Source organism: Chitinophagaceae bacterium, from assembly GCA_016717285.1.
Lineage (GTDB): Bacteria > Bacteroidota > Bacteroidia > Chitinophagales > UBA10324 > JACCZZ01.
This window is the reverse complement of the sequence record JADKFU010000005.1, coordinates 1,431,062-1,453,696: the sequence shown is the minus strand read 5'-3', so window position 1 is coordinate 1,453,696 and position 22,635 is coordinate 1,431,062. Positions and strand designations below refer to the sequence as shown.

Sequence of the window (22,635 nt, the reverse complement as noted above, 5' to 3'; positions counted from 1 at the left end):
GAAATACTTTTTAGTCCGTAAACAAAATAAAATACAACCAACAAATGTCGCACCCTGCTGATCCATTGCTTGCTTCGCGTGTCGTAAACAAAATGCTGGAACAGGATACGTATGGTAAATGGCTGAATCCATCTATTGAAAAAATTTCTGCAGGTTATTGCCTGATGAAAATGAAAGTGAGGCAGGAATTCTTAAACGGTGTGGGCACCGTGCACGGAGGTATCGTGTTTGGTATTGCTGATACGGCATTTGCTTATGCGAGCAATTCGCATAACAGGATTGCTGTTGCTTTGGATGTTTCCATTTCTTATCCGAATGCCGGCCAGTTGCATGATGAATTTACCATTGAAGCTAAAGAGGTTTATCTGGGAGGAAGAACCGCCATTTACCAGGTTATGGTTACCAATCAAAGCAATCAGTTGATCGGGATATTCAATGGCACCGTATTCAGAACACAGAAGAAATATTTTGAAGAGGATGTATGAAATTATGATGCGGTAATCCAACGTAGAGACGCCATGTTGGCATCTCTACTTCAGTTGATTAATCCACCTGTTGCAAATCCATAAAATCAGAAAGGCGCCCGCTCCTATAGATGCATCTACCATCGACCAGAAAAATGGAATTCCACGAAACGGTTCGGCAACCAAAGCCATAACAATGGTAAGTGCTGATGCTATCATACCCCAGATAACTACCCATTGATTTTTTACAGGATCCATCAACGGACCAATAAATGCAAGCGCAATAAGCACGTGGGCGAAACCCAACCAGTCATAGCCGTATAATACCAGTGGATAATTTACACTTGTTTCACTGATGGCAAGATTTACTTTGTCAAACCATGCAACAAGATCTGCAGGCAATTGCGACCTGAACTGCAGTACGAAATTCAATTCAGTTTGCAATGGAAAAGCAGACAACCCACTACCAATCAATCCTAAAATAGTAAGCCACAACAGGAAGCGTATTCTCTTTCGAAGTCCGTTGTTTGCACGATAGTTCATTGGAATTGCATTTTAGTTCGTGAAAAATAAAGAAAAAAAGCGTTGCAACTACGAAATTAAAAACATGATCGCGGGAGTAGAAAAAAAACACTTCTTTTGAGGATTCAATACCGGCGATATGCATGAAGAAAAACATTTTGAAAGTTCGGATGTGGTAAGAGACATTGTGATTGGCATGGCAGATGGACTCACCGTTCCTTTTGCATTGGCTGCCGGTTTGAGCGGAGCAGTTGATTCCAATACTATCGTAATCACAGCAGGCATTGCTGAAATTATTGCCGGATCAATCGCGATGGGGCTTGGTGGATATTTAGCAGGCAAAACAGAATCCGATCATTACGTATCCGAATTGCAACGTGAATATGAAGAGGTGGAGCTTGTTCCCGAAAGAGAGAAACAAGAGATCAGGGAACTGCTGTCAGAATATGGGATTTCTGCATCTACACAGGCACTTGTGGCTGATGAACTTGCAAACAAAAAAGATAAATGGGTTGATTTTATGATGAAGTTCGAACTCGGGTTGACAAAACCCCAGAGCAATCGTGCAAGCAAAAGCGCTTTCAATATTGCAGCTTCTTATGTTGCCGGCGGATTTATTCCATTGAGTGCCTATTTTATTACGTCACATCCTGAGGAAGGATTGCCGATCTCAGCAGGCATTACCCTTATGGCATTGCTCATCTTCGGATATTTTAAGGCGCGTGTTACCGGTCAACCGGTTTGGAAAGGTGCATTGAGTACGGCAGGAATTGGTGCGCTGGCAGCAGCAGCAGCGTTCCTCATTGCAAGATTAATCAGTGAATAATTTTTCTATTGAATGAACTTCCAGTTTATTAAACCTGTCCCGTTTTTCTTTTATTCATGAATTCTTTTCCAATCAAACCGAAAAGAAACAGCAAAATAAGTCCTGATCCTGCCATTGCAATTTTTTCGCCGGTATAATAAGAGGCGGGCTCAAACTTAAATTCTATTGTGTGTTGGCCTGAAGGAATTTTCATTCCTCTCAAAATATAATTGCAGCGAAAATGATCAACAGGTTTGCCATCTATAAATGCGTCCCATCCGGGTTGATAATAAATTTCAGAAAACACAGCCACCTGATCAGTTTTTGAATTGGAGTTGTACACGAGAAAATTCGGTTCGTAAGTCTTTAAGTTAATTTGCGCCGTAGAATCAAACGCAGGTGTAAACCCTGTTAATTGATTCGAAAATCTCTTGTCAACAATTACAGTCTCTGCAGGATTAAAATCATTCAAAGATGCCATTTCCTCATCGGCATTGTCAACCATCTTTACCTTATTCACAAACCACGCATTATCAAGTGCGGCGGTATTGGGCAATACCTGGTCTTTTTCTCCCGATTTAAAAACGATGTACTTTGTATTCAGCATGTCCACCACTTCTTTGTTAAAAGGAAATCCGGATTTCTTTGTGGTGTCATTTTTAGTCAACTGGTTTTCAATAATTTCCTGGTATCTGCGCAGCTTCACTGCACTGTATCCTCCTAATGATTTATGAAAATAAGAAGTGCGTGAATCTGAAGTCGGCGCGCTGGCAAGGTTAAAGACCCTGAAATCCTTTGAGGTTTCTTTTTGAATTAAGTCATCGACCTCTGTCGGGGCAAAATAACTATTGTATTCATTTTTAGAAATGAAGTCACCACTGTCGAGGTAACGTTTGCCAACGGTAAACAAATCAAAAAACACGAGCAGCACGATTCCCGCTGTCAGCACATTTCTCTTCACCCGGTCTTGCATATAAGCCCAGATCAAACCGGCACTCAACAAAATAAAAACCAGTGATCTGATGGAATCGGAACGCAACAATGATTTACGATCTTCAATAATTGCACTCAGCACTTCCTTTTGCAATTGTGCATCATTTGTCCCGCTGAAATTAAACAGTGCGGGGCCCGCAACGGCAAACAAGAGACACAATCCTCCCGTCACATATACGCTGATTTTCAATCTCGAAATAAAGAAAGCCTTATCAAATTCACCATTCAGCATTTTTGAAAGTGTCATGAATCCCATAAATGGAAATGTAAATCCAATCAGCACCAGGATCATTGATACAACACGGAATTTATTATACCCCGGAAAATAATAGAAGAACAAATCGGAAAACCATTCGAAGTTCTTTCCCCAGGCCAGCAATAAAGCAAGAATTGAAGCTGATAAAATCCACCATTTCCATTGCTCCTTCACCACCAGCATTCCCAATAAAAATAAAAGGCAAATGATTGCACCAACATATACAGGACCTGATGTAAATGGCTGATCGCCCCAATAAGTTGGAGCATTGTTAAGATAGCTGGTAACTTGTGCAGGAGGAGCCTGGTATTGCCTGAGTAATTCTCCGAGTTTTGAATCTGCTCCAAGTTTTGAATTAGATGAACCGCCACTGAAATCGGGAATCAAAAGCGTAAATGATTCCATCTTTCCATAACTCCATCCCATTGCATAATCTTTATCTAATCCTCCTGATGATTCCTTGTTAGTTGTTAACTCTGAAGGGCCGCGAATGGTAGATGGCAGATATTCATAGGTTGACCAAAGGATAGAAAGATTAGATAGCACTGCGAACAAAGCGCATACAACAGCAAGTCCGCCTGCAAGCCATAAATTCCTGAAATCCTTTTTACGAATGGCTGCGATTAACTCCACTACGCCATACACTAACATCAGCATCATAAGGTAATACGTAATCTGCAAATGATTGGCGTAGATCTCCAGGGATAATGCAACGGCCGTTACTACGGCGCCCCAGTAAAATCTGCCCTGGCGCAACATCATAATACCCGCAACTCCTAATGGCAAAATGCCGATGGCATGTAACTTCGAAGTGTGTCCCGCTTCCAGCAAAATCATATTATAAGAACCCAAACCATAAGCCAATGCGCCACCAATAGCTAACCATGGACTGACTCCCATTAGAATCAGTAAAATATAAAAACCAAGAAACGCAAACAACAACAACTGGGAAGGATGCGGGAATCCAAGTGCAGCTACCTTTTCAATATATTGAAGAAGGTTGCCTTCATACTTTGCGCCCATTTGAAAGGTTGGCATACCACCGAATTGTGAATTGGTCCACAATGTGGTTTTGCCATTTTGCTGATAGTAATCCGTTAGTTCCTTCGATACACCTTTGAAATGAATAATATCACTCTGCTGAATCATCTTATTGTCTAACACCATAGGCGAAAAGAACAAGAGGTTTACAAACACAAAAACCATTACGGCAACAACATGCGGAATCACCAGTTTAATGATACCGGAACTTTGATTGGCAACAACAACTTTTTTATCACTTGTGATTTTTTCAGCTTCTGCTTTTTCTTTTCTTTTCTCTTTCATGGGATGGAAATAATGAAGTGGGTAAAAATAGCCAAAAACTGTTAAGGAGAAGTACTATTGCTGATGGCCAAAATATTTACATTTGCCCGCTACCATACCATTTCTTATGAACAATGATGATACAATACTCGTGATCGGTGCCTGCGGTCAGATAGGTTCCGAACTGACCATGGCACTGCGAAAAATTTATAAAAATGTGATCGCTGCAGATCTCAAAGAACCAAGTGCAGAAGTGAAAGACTCCGGTTTGTTTTTACGATTAGATGTTTTGAACAAATCAAAATTATATGAAACAGTAAAAACGCACCAGGTAACGCAGATCTATCACCTCGCAGCTATTCTTTCTGCTACCGGTGAAAAAAATCCTGAACTGGCCTGGCGTGTTAACATGAAAGGATTGAGACAAGTGCTTGATGCTTGTGTTGATTTAGGTGTGAAAAAACTATTCTGGCCGAGTACGATCGCAGTTTTTGGTCCAACTACTCCAAGGCAAAATACACCTCAGTGGACAGTGATGGAACCCAACACCATCTATGGCATCAGCAAGCAGGCCGGAGAAAGATGGTGCGATTATTTTTTTCAGAAAAGAAATCTGGATGTTAGAAGCGTACGTTATCCGGGATTGATCAGCTATAAAACACCGGGCGGCGGTGGCACGACAGATTATGCCATTGATATTTATTTTGAAGCGAAAAAAAATAATCATTATACCTGTTTTCTTGCAGAAAAAACCCGCTTACCAATGATGTATATGCCCGATGCTATTCGCGGCACCATTGAACTCATGGAAGCACCGGCAGAAAAAGTAAAGGTCCGCTCCTCTTATAATATTTCAGCGATTTCATTCACTCCGGAAGAGCAAACTGCTTCCATTCAAAAAGTACGACCTGAATTTAAAATTGATTATGCTCCTGACTTCAGGCAGAAAATTGCGGAGAGTTGGCCTGAAAGTATTGATGATTCAGTGGCAAGAAAAGATTGGGGGTGGAAACCTGAGTTTAATTTGGATGGAATGACGAGGGATATGTTAACACATATTGATTAACATCATTATCGTTTTTGTTTATTCCATATCTTTAGAAATAAATATTTTCTATAACGATGCGACTCGCACCTGTTCTTATTCTTTTATTAATGCAATTCCAGGCACAATCTCAAGCTTGGGAATCGCTTGGAATTGGTATTGGTAATCCCGGTAGGGTAATTTGTTCTGCTTATGATTCTACTAATGACCTGCTGTATGTAGGTGGCATGTTCAAATTTGCAGATGGCCAGGAGATGAATAGCATTGCTTGTTTTAATGGAACAAATTGGACTCCTGTCGGAGGTGGTGTATTTAATGGTACTTACCAGGCCATTGTAGAGCAGATGGCTTTTCTAAATGGGATATTGTATGTATCCGGATCATTTAACATGGCTGGAAAAACTAATTGCTTTGGCAGCTTCGCTGCCTGGGATGGATCACACTGGTCATCCATACCATTTATGCCGGGTTTTAAAGTAGTCAGACTTTTTGCTTTTGAAAACAAATTGTTTATTGCCTCTTATCAGGAAGTCACCGGTACTGATAAGAGGACGATTTTTACCTGGGACGGGAACAAATTGGAAAACGCGTCAGCAGGCTTGGGTGATTGGTCTGTCTTTACAAATTATGATCCTATAGATTTCACTATCCGCAATGATCAATTAATGGTAAGTGCTGATTTCGATAGCATGAGTATTGGAAGATGGAATGGCGCATCTTGGATTGCTGAATACAATGGAGCAAATGGCAATCAGCACTACCCGATAATTTCTTATCATGATACTTTATTAGTCGATGACGCAGGTACTTTGAAATTCTTAAAAAACCATCAGCTTATTTCATTAAGTATTTTCGGTACGCCCGGCGGAATGTTTGCTATCCACCACGATACTTTGTTTGTTGCCCAGTCATCAGGCAATATTTACCGCCTCAATGAAAACGGTACATGGATTTTAACCGGTGACGCAAGCGGTAATTATGATTCCTACGTAGATGAAATATCACATTTGCAATCCTGTGATATGGGTTTATTTGTAGGTGGAGCCATGACAACAATTAATGGAAAATATGCAATTGGATTGAGTAAATGGAATGGTGCGCAGTGGGACAGTGTCTCTATGTTCAGCAGCCCTGACGGTGAAGTAAGTACACTTATATACGACTCACTCAACAATTGGTTGTATGCGGGAGGCGATTTCAGGGTTGCTGGAGAAAAAATGGTAAATAATATCGCGAGATGGGATGGTAGTTCATGGCATGATCTGAATGATGGAGTCAGTTCTTCCGTGAAATCATTTGCGCTTATCGATACCACGTTATACGCATTAATGAATTATAATAGCTACAACCTGGGAACCTACCTTGGGAGTCTCGGAAAATGGAATGGCATTTCATGGTCTAAGTGTTCCGATGCTACTTTTCTTCAAGAACAAAAAATTTTCTCTTCTGAAGACACGCTTTATCTCTGTGGAGGAAGCGGTCATGTTAAATTAAATGCAGGCAATTGCATTTGGCCCACAGTTGGAAATTTATTCAATGAGGAAGTGTATGATGTAACTAAATTCAAAGGGCAGCTTTTTGCCGGAGGGAAAGGCAGCATGATTGAGAACGCTAATTTTGCCATCTGGAATGGCAGTGCATGGAGTGTTCCGGCTTACCTTGAAGGATCAATAGTCAGCTTCACACATTTTCATGATTCACTTTTCATCAGCCTGTACAATTCTCATTTCATGAAAAGCGGCGATGGAATAAATTGGATTGAACTCGACTCTACTCACATTGGCACTCTTGACTATTCTGTAACCTCATCCATTTCTCACAATGATCAGCTTATCGCTTCATTAAATAACTACAAGGCATTGCTTACGCTTCAGGACACCGGCTGGGTGGCCTTGCAACCTTACTTCGATGGTACTGTTAATTGTGTTGTTTCTTATGATTCTTTTATGGTAGCCGGAGGTAGCGTTTACAATTTTGCCGGTTACACCTGGCCTCGAAAAGCAATGCTTGATAAACCAAAAGCAGATTTTATTTTTAACGATACTACCGTTTGTGAAGGAATGAGTTCAGTTAAAATCATTAATCGAACTTCCTCTCCGGTGAATTTTTATAAATGGTCGGTTGATCCTGTAACAGCGTCAAGCACAAGCGACCTGAGTTTCTTTGACCCAAAAATTTACTTTGATTCTGCAGGTACTTATGCTGTTACGTTAATTGTTTCCAATATTTTTGGAAAGGATACAGTTACCAAAACAGCTCATGTTTCCATACAACCAAAACCCAACGTGTATATTACCGGCAATCACGAAACTTGTTACGGAGACTCACTGGAATTAACAGTGCATGGCGGGGAAAGTTATTTTTGGGGTGCAAATACTCAAAACATCACCAGTTGGTTTGATTCAGTAATTCAAATCTTTCCTCAATACGGTTATATATTTATTGCTACAGGATATGATAATCTTGGATGTAGTGATACAGGCCAGGTAAAAGTTTATATAAATGACACTGCAAAGTTTACCCTGAATCCCTTTTTAAATCCATTTATTTGCAATGGTGATTCTGTAATGTTGACAGTTCAGGGCAATCCCATCTCTTATAAGTGGCTTCCATCAGAAAGCCTTAATGTTGATACAGGAGCAGTGGCACTTGCCTTCCCATCAGCCACAACAACCTATACTGTTACTTCAATTGATAATGCATCAGGATGCACATATAGCCTTTCAAAAAAAGTGAATGTTGACTTTTACGGACCATTGATTATTTCAGCCAGCGACAGTTTAAAATGTCCGGGCTCTTACGGAATCCTGCATATAGATGGTTATAGTGGCAGTTATGCATATCAGTGGCTTTTTAACGGAACTGAAATTACCGGAGCAAATTCAAGTTACTACTACGCGCTTGATACCGGATTGTATTCCTGCATCATTCATGCTTCGTTATGCACAAAAAATGACACCCTGAATTTTTTTCTGCATTCTGTACCACTTATCAATATGACCATCGAACCATTCTCCGACTATTGCCAGTCAGAACCCAATCAACCTTTACCGGCAGCCACTCCTCCGGGTGGTATTTATTATGTTGATTCTTACTTTAACTATTCAAATGAAGTTGCAATTTCCGATTTAGCAGTGGGCACTCATGTAATCAAATATATTTTACCTGCTGATACGTTTGGATGTGCTCAATACATTACAGATACTTTTGAAATTATTCCTGGTATTGAAGTAACATACGATATGCCATTGGATACCATTTGCATATATCATCCGCCTTTCTTACTAACCGGCGGAATTCCTGAAGGTGGAACATATTCAGGAGATGGTGTTGCCTCCAATATTTTTTATCCTTATGATGCAAATGGCGGAACGACTGTTGTTACGTATTCTTATCAGGATTCAACAGGTTGCACAGGTTACGCGGAGGATACAATAATGGTTTATTTCTGTATAGGAATAGAAAGTGTTCCAAATACAGATGAGTTGACAGTTTACCCAAATCCAACATCGGGACAATTCAGCATCCTGCAGAAATCAAATATTCCTTTCGCTATTGGTATCTATGACCTTAATGGATTGCTTGTTTACCCGAAGCACTTTTTTAATTCACGGGAAAAAGACATCAGTATCGATTGCTCCTATCTTAGCGCCGGATTATATATTCTTTCCGTAGAAAGCGGGAAGTCAAAACATTTTCTGAAGCTATCCATCATGAAATAGCTGATTCAGTCTCTCCTATTTCTAAGGCATCAACATTCCATCTGCATTCTTCACAAAAATAAATTCTTAGTTATCCTGTAACCTTTCGGGGAGTTTCCGTTGTATTTCCAAATACTTATTGCCGGTCTTCAATTGTAACCTTTCATCACCCTTTCCGCTACACTCAAAATCTACACAACATGAAGAAATGTTTTCTATTCATTATCCTTTTGCCTGTTGTCACTTTCAACAGTAATGCACAAACGCCTACCTGGTCTGATGATGTCGCCTCTATCATCTACAATAACTGCAGCACTTGTCACCGCGAAGGTGGCATTGGTCCATTTACATTGATGAGCTATGATGATGCAGTTACCAACGGCTTTGGCATACAGGCTCAGGTGGAATCGAAATTGATGCCACCGTGGAAAGCTGATCCGAGCTACACCCATTTTAAAGACGAAAGATTTCTTTCTGAAACGGATATCAATACCATCAGCAGTTGGGTGGCTAACGGTGTACCATCAGGTGATCTGGCCACTGCTCCTCCTCCACCAGTATTTCAAACCGGTTCGCAATTACCTTCGATTGATCTCGGATTGCAAACACCTTCTTACACTGTTCCGGTAAATGAAGATGCGTACCGCACTTTTGTGATTCATTCTAATTTCACGGAAGACGTTTATCTGAATCAGGTTGAATACCTGCCGGGAAATGGTTCCATTGTGCACCACATCGTCATTTTTTATGATCCAACTAATTTTTCCTGGAACCAGGACCAGGATGATCCTGAACCCGGTTATGAAAGTTATGGTGTAGGACCGATCAATAATGCATCCTACATAATTGGTGCCTGGGCTCCCGGAAGCGGCATCTTCACACTTCCATCCAACATGGGAATTTTGATTCCCGCAGGCGCTGATTTCGGAATTGAATTACATTATGCGCCAGGAAGTCAGGGCCTTACTGATCTTACTACCGTGAATTTAAAGTTCACGCCTATACAACCTGTCATTCGTGAAGTGCATGTCGATGCGATTTTGAATCATTTCGATTACCTCGATGATGGCCCTTTATTCATTCCTGCTAATACCGTCAACACATTTCATGAATCATTTAATTGGGAGTATGGCGACATTTCAGTGGTCTCTATTTTCCCGCACATGCATAAGATCGGGAAATCATTTAAAGTATGGGCGCTCGATGCAAATGCAGACACCACAAGATTTATCAATATTCCCAACTGGAGTTTTCACTGGCAGGGATTTTACAACTATCAAAAGCCGGTGCACATTACCAATAATTCCATTTTGCAGGCAGAAGCCAGTTACGACAATACTGTAAATAATCCGGATAATCCGAGCAACCCACCGCAGGATGTAGAAGCAGGAGAACATACAACAGATGAAATGATGCTTGCCTTTTTCACATGGCTTCCATATGAACCCGGAGATGAAAATATTATTCTCGACAGTTCTCTCGTCAGCAGTGCACCACAGATTGATCCATTACAAACAGAAGTGATCGTGTATCCAAATCCTGTAAGCGATCAATTGCATGTATATGTTGATCTTCCCGAATCGCAGCAACTACAATTTGATTTGTACACTTCGTCAGGTGCATTGGTGAAACAGTGGAAACAATTTGTTTCAGGCAATGATCCGCTTATTGAAAATTCCTTATCAGGAATTGCTCCGGGAATGTATGTGTTAAAACTTACAATGAAAGAGGAAGTGCGGTTTGCAAAAGTGATGAAGCAATAACATTATAAATCAATTAAAATTAAAAGGACGCCTTATAAGAGGCGTCCTTTTAATTTAATTGAATTCACTTTCGGTTTATAATTGAAGGCATCAGTTGAGATACAATTAAAGATGCGAATCCTTTTACATGCTCATCGAATCAGCGTTACATTTCCCTTTCTTGTTTCAGAATTTCCGTCGAGGTAGGTGGCGCTGATCAGGTAAACATAAGTACCCATCTCTTCAGGTACTCCTTTATAGTCCCCTTTCCAGCCTTCAGTAACATCATTTGTGAAAAACAACATTTGTCCCCATCGGTTAAATACTTTACAACTAAAGGTGACGATGTTCGTGTTATACACCAGGAACTGATCATTAAGTCCGTCGCCATTCGGAGTAAAAGCATTCGGAATGCCCAATGTGTTGGGTGCAGAATCTACAAACACGGAGTCTATTGTTTTGCATCCGTTGGAGTCAGTAATTTCTACTACATACCAACCCGAACTAAGCGCTATGGCAGTTGATGAATCCTGCATGGCATCATCGCTCCACGCATAACTGTAAGGCTCTGTTCCTCCATATGGAGTTGCTGTTGCAGTGCCGTCATGCGCCTGGTAAAATGTTTCAGGAGTCGAACTCATTTCCACAGCAATGGCAGGAGGTTCATTAATAGTTACAAAAGTACTGTCAACACAACCGTTTGCATCAGTAATGATCACGGTATAAGTACCCGGTGGAAGACCGGTTGCAGTATCTGTGGTTTGAACAGGAGTTGAATTCCATTGGTATGAATAAGGTGAAAGCCCACTATCGGCTATAGCAAATGCAAAACCATCATCCGCAGTATTGCAAGTGATATCAATACCGATAGCATCAGCCAATACAGGTGGAAAAACATTCACCAAAGTTGTATCCGTTTTATCACAGTTAAAACTAGTGATGGCTGTAACGACATAGACAGCATTGGTGTCCGCCGCAATTACAGTAGTCGGATTAGTAGTGCTTCCGCTTCCACCACTTATCGACCAGTTTACGTTGGTGACAGAACTGGTTGCATTTAAAAATACCAAAGCACCCGGGCAAACAGAGGTATCAGGAGGCGCTGTTATTTCAGGCAACGGATGAACAGTTATCGTCTTGGTTCCATTCGACTCTCCACATTCATTCAATGCAAACACAGAAACTTTTACTACACCTGAAGAATCAAAAACGACGGTAATCTCGCTGTTGGATGTATCAATAATTTCTCCCCACGTAGTTGCCCAGTCATAATAAGTTCCAGAATAAAATGTAACGTGATAATTAATTGTATCGCCTTCACAAACACTTGGAGGTCCGACTATGCCCGTTGCAGGAGTTGTAATTAATGTGACATAAACAGTGTCCGCCCAAGGACCATAACACCCATTATTGTACTCACGAACAGTAAACCAATAGGTTCCCGGCGGAAAATTATTTGGGAAGCCGATTATGATTCCCGCGCCTGGCCAGAAAAATGGCGTACCATTATTTAAATTGGGAGAATGCCACTCGTACTGCGATCCAAAATGATAGGGTGAAAAAAGCAATGTGAGATAATCACCGGCACAGATCAATGTATCATCCGCAGTAAGTATAGGAGGAATGGTATCCTCGTAACCAATCTGCAGATGGACTAATGAACCATAATTCTGACTGCTGGGAATAACATCTGTAGCTACAATTCTCATGTAGTATAATCCGTATCCCGGAGGGCCAAGTATAGGAACCAAACTAAGTAAACCCGGAATAGAAAGGGTAAGTGTAGTGCTTGATGTTGCATTTACAGAACCCAATGTTGCAGTGTTCAATATTGCATAGGTAGATGAACTGAGAATTTGTACCTGGAATTGATTGGTTGGTCCGTAAACGGCTCCCGGCAGCCATGTGTTAATATCAATGTTCAACACAGTATCAACTCCAACATTGTCGGTGATGCAAACCGAAATATCCTCCATATTATTCGTAGTAACGTCGCAGTTATGAATACAGAAGGGTCCCCAAATAGAACCTACTGCAACAGGATTAGTTGATCGTACACGAACGTAATAATTGCAACCGGGCGCTGTGGGAGGAACCAAGCCTGAAACGCTTCCGGGAGGAGAACCCAATGCCGGATCATAAGTATTGGGATCAGGCGAAGAACCCAATAACTGTGGTGCGGCAAAACTTCCACTGGCATCAGATAATTCAGCGATGTAATTATTACTTGCATTAAATACACCTGTCGAATAAAATGGCACATCAATCACACTGTGTGTACAAAGGGTATCAGGTCCATATGTTACGGCTGGCTGCAATGTTGTAATCACATTCGGACAGTCTTGTATCTCGAAGCAGATGCTTGCAGTACCCGTAATTTCCGGAGGCGGTGAAACACGATTGATTCGCACTTCATAACAACCGCCCGGTGGAGCAGTAGACGGAATATAAACGCCAACACCTCCACTGGTTTGGCCAGCAAAAACATTAAATACGCCAAGCACGGACGCACTGGAAAAGTTTCCGGTAGCATTAGACATCTCCACTTCATAGGTGCCATCGCACATTGGTTCTGACAATTCAAAAAAGATAATGAGTACACCTCCCTGACAAACCGGATTCGGACTTACGCTGGTGATGTTAATGGTGACAGGATTATTAACGTCATCGTAAGTTCCTACCGCTTTAATATCATCTACACAAAAAGATACGGATTGAACAGCACCGGAATTATTCACCCATCTGAAAGCAAACCGGATATCAACCTGGTTATTAAAAGCCGGATCAGTTACCACTTCATATTTCCAAAGCGAGGTGTTGTTGTATTGTGGCTGTCCGGTTTGTATCCACGATGATCCTCCATCCAAACTATAGTAAAGCTGCCCATAGTCATTGGCATTTCCTTCACACAAATAAAAAAAGGTAAAGGTTACATCCGTTAAACTAAGCGTACAAAAGCTGGTGCTCATTACTGCCATGCGATCCGATGCAGTTGCCGGATCATAATTACCATTTGCAGCAGTGGCTATATTGTTAGCATCATTGATATGCAAATAGTTACTGAAAGGTGCACCCGTAATCGTCCCGCTGACAGTTTGCGTTTCATCAGGCGTATCCGGATAAAGTCCGTTCCCGTTGAAGGAATTGTTGATGATCCATTGATTAGAACCAGAGTTGCTTCCCAATCCGGACGCACTGTTTAAAGTAAATGCAGCAGCACCGCTATTGAAATCTTCGAAATACAGTGGAATCGTTTGCTGTGCCAAACCATTATTTAACAGCAAAATGAAAACCGGTGCTAATAGAAGTGTAATTTTTTTCAGCATAGGCAGGTTTAAAATTTCAATGCAACAATTCCGGAAACAGATGCTCCATTTTGCCGAGTAAATCTAAACATTTTATTCATTACCACAATCGCAGCAAAAAAACAGAAAGCAGTCAAAAGTCCTTTATCAACAAATAGGTCGGAAATGACAACCGTTTTCCTAAAACAATGCTTTTAAACTATTGTGTATTATTCTTTATCAATCTAAAATCACCGGAACGCAAAACATGAACTCAGAGTTGACTATCCGAAATCTGAATACTCCAGCGCAATTATTTTATTCAACAATAACATTCATTGACTTTATCTGATTCTGGTCCGTTTATTTTTTTCTGCTTAACCACTCTTTGTTACTTTTGTGCGCATGATAAAAAATCAATTATTAAATTTTCTACTGATCAGTGGCATTTGCCTTTATTATCCGTTGCATGCCCAAACAATGGTCAGTCCTGCAGCTAAAATCAGTACATCACTCGCGCCGCAATTGCTGACTGACGAACATTTTCAATTTATAGTCGTCATGGATCAACAGGCCGACGTTAGTGCTGTCAAAGATATTCATGGCAAAGAAGCCAAGGCAAAATTCATCTATGAAAAACTCTCCTCTTTTGCAGGTAGTTCTCAAAATGAATTGCGAAAACAACTGGACCTTAATCAGGTTGATTACCACTCTTACTGGATTGTAAATGCAATACTTGTAAAAGGCGATGCTGAACTGGCATTAAAGCTTGCAACACGAACCGATGTTCAAAAAATACTCGCCAATTCATCTATGTCGGCAGGAAAGCCGGTTGCAGCAAATGCAAATGATACACGCGATGTCATTATTCCATGGGGAATTGACAGCATTCACGCTCCTGCTGTCTGGGCGCTTGGCTACAAGGGCGAAGGGGCCGTAGTTGGTGGAGAGGATACCGGTTATGATTGGGAGCATCCCGCCATCAAAAATCAATACCGCGGTTGGAACGGCACTTCAGTTGATCACAATTATAACTGGCACGATGCTATTCATGCAGTTAATGTAAATAATTACGGCAGCAATCCCTGTGGTATTGATCTATCTGCACCCTGTGATGATTATGGTCATGGTACGCATACTATGGGCACGATGGTGGGTGAAGATGGTGATTTAAAAATTGGTGTCGCGCCAAAAGCAAAGTGGATTGGTGAGCGCAACATGGAACGCGGATGGGGCAACTTGTCCGGCTATCTGGAAAGTTTTGAATGGTTTGTTGCTCCCACGGATCTTGCGAATGAAAATCCTGACCCCACCAAAGCTCCGCATGTAATTAATAATTCATGGTATTGTTCAGTAGAAGAAGGTTGCGACCCGACTAATTTTTCTTTGATGGAAGATGTCGTGAACAATGTGAAAGCTTCCGGAATTGTAGTGGTTGCATCCGCAGGAAATGATGGTCCGTATTGCAACACTATTATGTTTCCACCTGCAGTATTTGAAAGCAGTTTCACAATCGGTGCTGTTGATTTCTTATTTAATGCTGCACCATTCAGCAGCAGAGGCAATACTCAGGTTAATAATATTTTTCTAACAAAACCCAACGTGGCTGCACCCGGTGTGGATGTGCTGTCGTGTATTCCCGGAAATCAGTATGCATTTTTCAGCGGAACAAGTATGGCAGGTCCTCATGTAGCTGGCACGGTTGCGTTGATGATTTCGGCGAATCCTGCACTTGCAGGTGAAGTGGATGAAATAGAAAATATATTACAGGAAACGGCACAACCCGCCACAACATTTGACGGATGTGGGAGTGATCAGTCTACTTCGATTCCAAATAATACTTTTGGATTTGGAATTATTGATGCACTCGCTGCTGTTGAGAAATCACTCCTGGCAACCACAGCATTTTCTTTTGAAGAGCATTCAAACATCAGTGTAATGCAACAAACAACCAACGATATCCTGATACGTCTTACTGGTTTACCTTCCGGTGGCATATTTAAGTTGTATACTTTATGGGGAGAAAAATCTGCTGACCGATTGATACCTGATGGAACAACGATCATTCATCTTTCAGGGTTGCAGGATGGAATCTATGCATACAGTGTTTCAGCGGGGAAAGAGGTTGTGTCAGGCAAAATACTAAAGCATGAATAACAAAAATTGCATTCAGACATAACGTTTACATTCAACCTGGATTTTCCAAAAGCAAATCGTCAACGGCAATCAGCTAATTTTTATCAGATAAAATAATACACATGACTTCAAAAGAAAACAGTCTTAACTGGTTTGAGCTATCAGTTGCAGACATGCCGCGCGCAAAAAAATTCTATGAAACAATCTTTGGAATAGAGATGCAAACGGATAACATGATGGGAATGGAAATGTGCTCATTTCCTAATGAACCGGGCAACGGAAAAGCATCGGGAGCCTTGGTAAAAAGCGACATGCATACACCAAGCGGTGATGGTGCCAAAATTTACCTGAATGGGAATCCTGATCTTGCTGATGCCCTGAGCAAGGTGGAAGCTGCAGGAGGAAAGGTAGTTATGCCTAAAACACAAATTTCGCCCGAAATAGGATACATGGCGTTCTTTGCAGATTCAGAAGGAAATGTGGTAGCACTGCATTCGCAGCAATAACTCCGGTCAAATTGCCACATTTGAACGGATAATAGTTGCCGTTTCCTCTAATTTATCCGCAGCTATTTTCAGCTTGGGTTTGCTGAAATTTAAATCATCAATATGCTGAAGTGGAACAAGATGTATATGCGCATGCGGCACTTCCAATCCGATTACTGCAACGCCAATACGTTTACACGGAACTGATTTTTGCACTGCAACTGCCACCTTTTTTGCAAATAGCATGAGTCCTGATAGCTGATCATCATCAATATCAAAAATATAATCTGTTTCTTTTTTCGGCACTACCAATACGTGGCCTATAACCAATGGAAATACATCTAGAAAAGCGATGTATTCATCATTTTCCGCAACAATGAAAGCTGGTATCTCATGATTGATAATCCGGGTGAAAATGCTGGCCATGGGTTATTAAATTTTCAGAGAGAAATTTCCATGATCTGAAATTTCAATTTGCCGGAAGGCACTTCGATCTCTGTCACCTCTCCCACCGACTTTCCTAAAAACCCCTTTCCGATTGGTGAAGAAACTGAGATTTTACCGGTTTTGAAATCCGCTTCCTTCTCCGAAACCAACATATACAAACTGATTTGCTTTGTCTGCAGGTTTTTCACCTTTACTTTTGAAAGCACCATCACTTTTGAAGTGTCCAACTTTGATGTATCCATGATCCTGGCGTTAGAAAGTGCTTCTTCCAGTTTTGAAATTTTCATCTCCAGCATTCCTTGTGCATCCTTCGCAGCATCATATTCTGCATTTTCCGAAAGGTCTCCCTTTTCGCGAGCCTCCTGAATTTGCTTTGCAATTTCAGCTCGTCCCTTGGTCCGCATATGGATTAACTCCTTTTTAAGTTTTTCCAATCCTTCGGCAGTTAGATAGGTAGTTTCAGCCATTTTCTTCGAGTTGTTGTGATGGTTAAAGAAAAAAGAAACGCTTCCTTTGCCAAGAAGCGTTTCTGTTTTTTTATTAGAAGGGCAAACTTACAAATTCATTCTGATACCGATTGAATGGGTACCATCAAATGGGCTGCTGGTTCTGTAGGAATAATCAATGCCAAGTGTAGCACCATTTTGTTTTAATGGCACTTCAAAGGTAACGCCTCCTGCAAAACCTGTAAGAGCCGTTACTCTATTATCAGGATCTGTAAGGCCACCCTGATAGTTATAACCACCACGAACCATGATCATTTCCTTAAATGCATATTCCAAACCTCCACCGAACTGATCCTGGGTAAATGAATGCGATGTGAAGTTAGCTGCCACAGTAAGTCTGTGATTGGGTTTTCCGGAATCACCAAACTTGAAATCATAGGAACCACCGATATTCAATAAGGATGGTAATTCATATCCTTGTGCCCGTTGTTCGACAGTCATTTCATAATCTCCTTCCGGTGACTGGCCTCTGAAGGAAAGGCCGTCTCCACCATATCTCATAGGAGCTCCAACATTTCTTAAAGCGATACCAAATTTCACTTTTGTTGGGTCCGCCTCAGGACCGGTTACATACTGTATTCCTGCATCAAAGGCAACACCAATGGCATTTACATCTGCGAGTGATTCAGAAATTACACGCACCGCAAATCCACCATAAATACTATTTGAAAACACTTTAGAATAAGCAAGTGCTCCATTAAAAAACTGCGGGCTGAAGGTGCCAAGACCTCCTTCCGGTGAAGCAGTGGTAGTGATCGGAATATCTCCAAAATCAATCGTCATGATACTCAATCCCAATACACCGCCTCCTTTGCCAAGTGTTTGTGCAAAGCCCAGTGCATTGAAAGATATGCCCGTTCCTCCCAGCCAATTGGTATGCGCAAACACCAATTCTGTCTTTCTGGTAAATGCAAGTCCCGCAACATTCATGTTAATGGCTTCAATGCCATGAATACATGCAGTATTGAGTCCGTCCCATCCTGAACTTCTTGCCCACGGATTGATCAGTAATTCTGAGGCACCGGCTTCACCCTGGCGATCTTTATTGCCGGCAAATGCACCAAAAGATACCAGCAGCAAAATCAAAACAAACTTTAGAGATTTAATCATTTCTTCCCGTTTAAAAGTTATTAGTACGAATCAAGGTCAGTTGGGCGCAATACACCAAACCATTTCAGTGTTTTTTCACCTATGCCCGGAGCATTTATATGAATAATGTACACCCCGCTTGCTATTGGAATTTGCGCATCGTTCTTCAGGTCCCAGTCGTATGAAGTTACAGAAGCATCATCGCGATTTATCTGCCGTATTCTTGTTCCATCCAGAGCGAAAATGGTGATTGTACATTTCTGCGGCAGGTTCGTTATTTTAACCCTGTTATCAATCTGGCTCACCTCGTAAGTGGAATATGCATAGTATGGATTCGGAACAATGCTGATCGTATCAAGCGCATTTATCGCCGTTGGCAAATCACCTGTTTTCGCTGCAATATTATTAGTATTGAAAGTGTACCTCGGCATACCATTATTCTGTACATCGTCAGTAAAGTACACTTTATAAGGTTTGCTCACCCTGAATTTAAGAGTGGTAGTTGTAGGAATCAGCCCATCTGCCAAACTCTTGAATTGATACCCGATATTCAATAAAGGCATTGAAACCCAACAAACTTTTTTATACACGTTGCGCTTGTCAAGACTTGTACCTGACTGCAGATATTGCTGGAAAGATTTACAACTGTCATACTTCTCACGCGTAACATAGATGTAATGTTTCCCGCCTACCCAAACTTCATTGAAGGTCGGAGAAGTAATATCAGATGTGGGATTCCAGATCATATCTCTTCCATTCTGGCCAGAAAGCCAGGAATCTTCACCAAAGAAAATATTGAGACGTTCTCCGGTTTCCGGATTGATGGCATATCCCGGGAACCATGACCTGCCCTTATCAGTTGCAATCTCGTTTCCATCCTTATCTTTTGAGGGTGCGTCGCGAATATCGAATTTAGCGGCATCACCCTGACTAAGTTGTTCATCTGTTTCCAATTCCACCACCACACATTGTGACCATTTCGATTTATCGTTTGTGAAAACAATGTCAACACTTACAAGACTATCCAATTGATTCAAGGTGGAGTAGTGTGATGCATCGGTCCAAGCCGGTCCTATAGTTTTTTCATCCGTAGCAACTCCGTAAGCTGTCCATGTGCGATTGATCATCTTTTCATAAAATTCACCATCATCGCGGCCAAGATAATCACCAAACGGACTTGCATCAGGTGCATAAGTTCCGGAACGAATCCAATTACCTACACCATCGCCTTCCTGGTCAGGTAGTCCACCAAGCCAGGTCGCCTGCGGATCTTCATAACTAATAGTGGCTGAAAGTAATCCGTTGTTATTTTCCAGTTGTGTCGCTACCGGACCTCCGGGGTTTCTTGCCGTCCTTACAAATACAGAAAGTCCCCAATCAGAAATTACCTGTTCATTTTCAGCATCAATTGTAAAATCACTCGGCACCACCTCTCCTGTTGAAAGGTTAGTCAATGTCCATTTGGTGGAGGTTCCATTCAGGATTCCGGTTGTTCCTGCTGTATCAACCAACGAAAGCTGAAAATCAGCAGATGGTACAACTTTAGGATTAATAACTTTTACGTTAACAGGTCCGGAGGCTCCTACATAAACCTGATGATATGTTTGATTAGTAGAACTGTTCAAAATTTCAGTAACACTTTCTGAAGTGATATCGGTAACAAAAATGCCATTACCTGTTCCTTCCTGTCGTTTCAGTTCCGGTCCATCGCCATACGATGAATTCAATACCAGCCCACTTCCTTCCGGTGTGGTAATGTGTGGTATAGCAGAGTAAATCTTAATGTTTTTCCGGCCGGCAAGGTAAGGTTGCAACTGTTCTTTGGTTGAAATGTTTACCACATTTCCCTCATCGTCAAAAACAGTATCCGCAACCTGGTAATAATTGTGAGCATACGAAACCATACTGAAATAGTAGGTCTTATGATTAATCAACCGTTTATCCCCGGTAGCAAATGCATCGTTCAGAATTTGAAAAGTATGTTGAATTCCAATGTCTGCTCCATCAACCTTTAATGTAGGAACGTTTGCATTATCAGGATTTCCAACATCAAGGCTTGGATCGTAAACTACATTAACAATCTTGGAAATACCATCCTTCACATCGCATTGAAAGATCAACCTTGATTTTGCCGGATCATCATAATCCTGTGCACTCACATTGCCATCTACCAGTTGATATATCTGGTATCCCTGAAAAGTGAAAAACGTATCAGCTGTTCCAAGTGCTGTAATTCTTGAATCAACTTCCTTGAAAGTCTCTATTGACTTCGTTCCGCTCAGTGCCAGAATTAACTCCTTATCCAGTTCTGTGATGGAGACATCCGGTGCCGGAGGACCATCGGTTAGACGGAAACATGCGTCAAATAATGCCTGTGCTTTTTCATCTGCCTGTTTCAGCAATTTAAAAGAAGGACAAGGGTAAGTACCTATCGGAGGCTGCACCCAAACAATGCCCACGACAATATCATTTTTCGCACCGGGCTCAAGGCGGAACGGTCCGGAAGATTGAATAATCCGCCGATCAGCAGACTGATTATTCTCTGTACATTCTGACCAACCTGTAGCATCAGAAGGATCACCGGGAAATACATACTTGGTAGGAACAGAACCTCCATAAGCATCTCCACCATCTGTAAAAGGTGTTCCATCTTTCCAGGTACCGGAAAGATAACCGTAGTAATCACTTGCATTTTCAGGATTGCCTAACTGAGTGAAGTCATTGTTATAATAAAGAAAAGAAGAAAGTCCCAACTCAATTCCATCTTCATCCAAAGGTCCCTGGAAGTAATCTATTCCCAGGAATGGTGGTTGATCACCGTAATCCAGAACACATTGGGATCCTCCATCAACAGAACTGCTGTTGTAAACAATACCCATCCCTGTTTCCAGGTCACAAGCGATATAATCATCAAATGCACATCCCAAATCGGGATCAATCCACTGACCCATAAACACACTGTCAATCGGTGATGTGGCCTTATTGAGCAAACGATATTTATAGAAAGTCATATCGTTCACTTCATCGTTGGTTTTAAATGCAAATGCGAGTGCCTGCACTTCCATACCAATAGCAGTTGCACCTGTTTCAGAATGGATATTTCCTTTATCATTGTAAACCCACCAGATCATTTGATCTGCATAAGTCACTTTGTCTTTTCCACATATAGGGGCATCATCAATAATTGGATAATCACCACCTGTTGGATCATAATAACCGTTTGCATCAACATCCTGGAAAGGCGCCATATTTCTGTTGCCAACCAGCGCATTGTTCGGATTTCCATAGCCCGGCCAATCAATAAGATTCTGAGGAATAAGATTGAAGGGAATATTGCTACCGTATGTTTCATACATCGAGATCAGGGAATCAATTTCTTCAGCATAACACTGGAAATGCTTGTCCCATGCTTTACATGTTGTGGCATCAATAGAAGCGAGTTCATCCAAAGGACCGGGAAAGAAATCATTTCCCGTCTGACGATAGGTTTGCGCAGCCACTTTCAATTGGCCGGTTTCATCAATTCCGCCAATCCATATTGCCCCTGCAAATAAGGAACTTGCATTTTCCGGAGCACCCTCCAGGCTTTTAGGAACTTCATATTTTGCATCGTTATTCAGATCCCACCACATATCGCCACCATTTTGCAGGCGGGCTCTTATGTTATTGATATTGAGATCGACAGCAGATGATGCGGGCACGCAATCTGCCGCGAGCTTTTGTGAGAATCCCAGTTTGCCGGGATTCAGACCTGCTATTTCGCGGGCTGAAACAACACTGCTAATAAACAGCACTGTCATGGCCAGTATCCATAGTTTTTTCATCGGTATCATGGTTTATATCTTAAGTAACTGC

14 protein-coding genes are annotated in these 22,635 nt (G+C 41.5%); 7 read left to right on the top strand and 7 right to left on the bottom strand.

Features of this window, described 5'->3' with window-relative positions; all coding sequences use genetic code 11:
* Window positions 1-44: 44 nt before the first annotated feature.
* Window positions 45-485 carry a hotdog fold thioesterase gene (locus IPO83_15730; protein MBK9732705.1) on the top strand — a complete coding sequence of 147 codons (441 nt, stop codon included), beginning with the start codon at window positions 45-47 and terminating at the stop codon, window positions 483-485.
* A gap of 45 nt (window positions 486-530) precedes the next feature.
* Here IPO83_15730 and IPO83_15725 read toward each other — a convergent pair whose 3' ends face one another.
* Window positions 531-1,007 (bottom strand): hypothetical protein, encoded by a 477-nt coding sequence (locus IPO83_15725; protein MBK9732704.1) that lies wholly within the window; start codon window positions 1,005-1,007, stop codon window positions 531-533.
* A 118-nt stretch (window positions 1,008-1,125) separates the two neighbouring features.
* Between IPO83_15725 and IPO83_15720 the strand changes: the two genes are divergently transcribed.
* Window positions 1,126-1,812, top strand: coding sequence for a VIT1/CCC1 transporter family protein (locus IPO83_15720; GenBank protein ID MBK9732703.1), 687 nt, complete (start codon window positions 1,126-1,128; stop codon window positions 1,810-1,812).
* Between the two features lie 28 nt (window positions 1,813-1,840).
* Here the strand turns inward: IPO83_15720 and IPO83_15715 are convergent, their stop codons facing one another.
* Complete coding sequence (locus IPO83_15715; GenBank protein ID MBK9732702.1) at window positions 1,841-4,366, bottom strand: YfhO family protein; 2,526 nt, start codon at window positions 4,364-4,366, stop codon at window positions 1,841-1,843.
* Window positions 4,367-4,472: 106 nt separating this feature from the next.
* Between IPO83_15715 and IPO83_15710 the strand changes: the two genes are divergently transcribed.
* The 3 genes from IPO83_15710 (at window position 4,473) to IPO83_15700 (ending at window position 10,854) form a co-directional block, all read left to right on the top strand.
* A complete protein-coding gene (locus tag IPO83_15710) occupies window positions 4,473-5,411 on the top strand; it encodes an NAD-dependent epimerase/dehydratase family protein (protein MBK9732701.1) in 939 nt (312 codons plus the stop codon).
* A gap of 56 nt (window positions 5,412-5,467) precedes the next feature.
* A complete protein-coding gene (locus IPO83_15705; protein MBK9732700.1) occupies window positions 5,468-9,112 on the top strand; it encodes a T9SS type A sorting domain-containing protein in 3,645 nt (1,214 codons plus the stop codon).
* Window positions 9,113-9,291: 179 nt separating this feature from the next.
* Window positions 9,292-10,854 (top strand): T9SS type A sorting domain-containing protein, encoded by a 1,563-nt coding sequence (locus tag IPO83_15700; protein ID MBK9732699.1) that lies wholly within the window; start codon window positions 9,292-9,294, stop codon window positions 10,852-10,854.
* A gap of 131 nt (window positions 10,855-10,985) precedes the next feature.
* Here IPO83_15700 and IPO83_15695 read toward each other — a convergent pair whose 3' ends face one another.
* Window positions 10,986-14,159, bottom strand: coding sequence for a gliding motility-associated C-terminal domain-containing protein (locus IPO83_15695; GenBank protein MBK9732698.1), 3,174 nt, complete (start codon window positions 14,157-14,159; stop codon window positions 10,986-10,988).
* 363 nt (window positions 14,160-14,522) lie between these two features.
* Here IPO83_15695 and IPO83_15690 point away from each other — a divergent pair, with 363 nt between their 5' ends.
* Window positions 14,523-16,274 (top strand): S8 family serine peptidase, encoded by a 1,752-nt coding sequence (locus tag IPO83_15690; protein MBK9732697.1) that lies wholly within the window; start codon window positions 14,523-14,525, stop codon window positions 16,272-16,274.
* Between the two features lie 101 nt (window positions 16,275-16,375).
* On the top strand, window positions 16,376-16,759 hold the full coding sequence (locus IPO83_15685; protein MBK9732696.1) for a VOC family protein: 384 nt from the start codon (window positions 16,376-16,378) through the stop codon (window positions 16,757-16,759).
* 6 nt (window positions 16,760-16,765) lie between these two features.
* On the opposite strand, the gene IPO83_15680 is transcribed toward IPO83_15685, so the two are convergent.
* From IPO83_15680 to IPO83_15665, 4 genes are all read right to left on the bottom strand, one after another.
* Window positions 16,766-17,164, bottom strand: coding sequence for an HIT family protein (locus IPO83_15680; GenBank protein MBK9732695.1), 399 nt, complete (start codon window positions 17,162-17,164; stop codon window positions 16,766-16,768).
* Window positions 17,165-17,178: 14 nt separating this feature from the next.
* Window positions 17,179-17,652: a transcription elongation factor GreA gene (greA, locus tag IPO83_15675; GenBank protein MBK9732694.1), complete on the bottom strand. Its 474-nt coding sequence runs from the start codon at window positions 17,650-17,652 to the stop codon at window positions 17,179-17,181.
* An 87-nt stretch (window positions 17,653-17,739) separates the two neighbouring features.
* The gene (locus IPO83_15670) at window positions 17,740-18,801 is read right to left on the bottom strand and encodes a PorV/PorQ family protein (protein MBK9732693.1); all 1,062 of its coding nucleotides are present in this window, start codon (window positions 18,799-18,801) and stop codon (window positions 17,740-17,742) included.
* A 20-nt stretch (window positions 18,802-18,821) separates the two neighbouring features.
* Window positions 18,822-22,604, bottom strand: coding sequence for a hypothetical protein (locus IPO83_15665; protein MBK9732692.1), 3,783 nt, complete (start codon window positions 22,602-22,604; stop codon window positions 18,822-18,824).
* Between the last annotated feature and the right edge of the window lie 31 nt (window positions 22,605-22,635).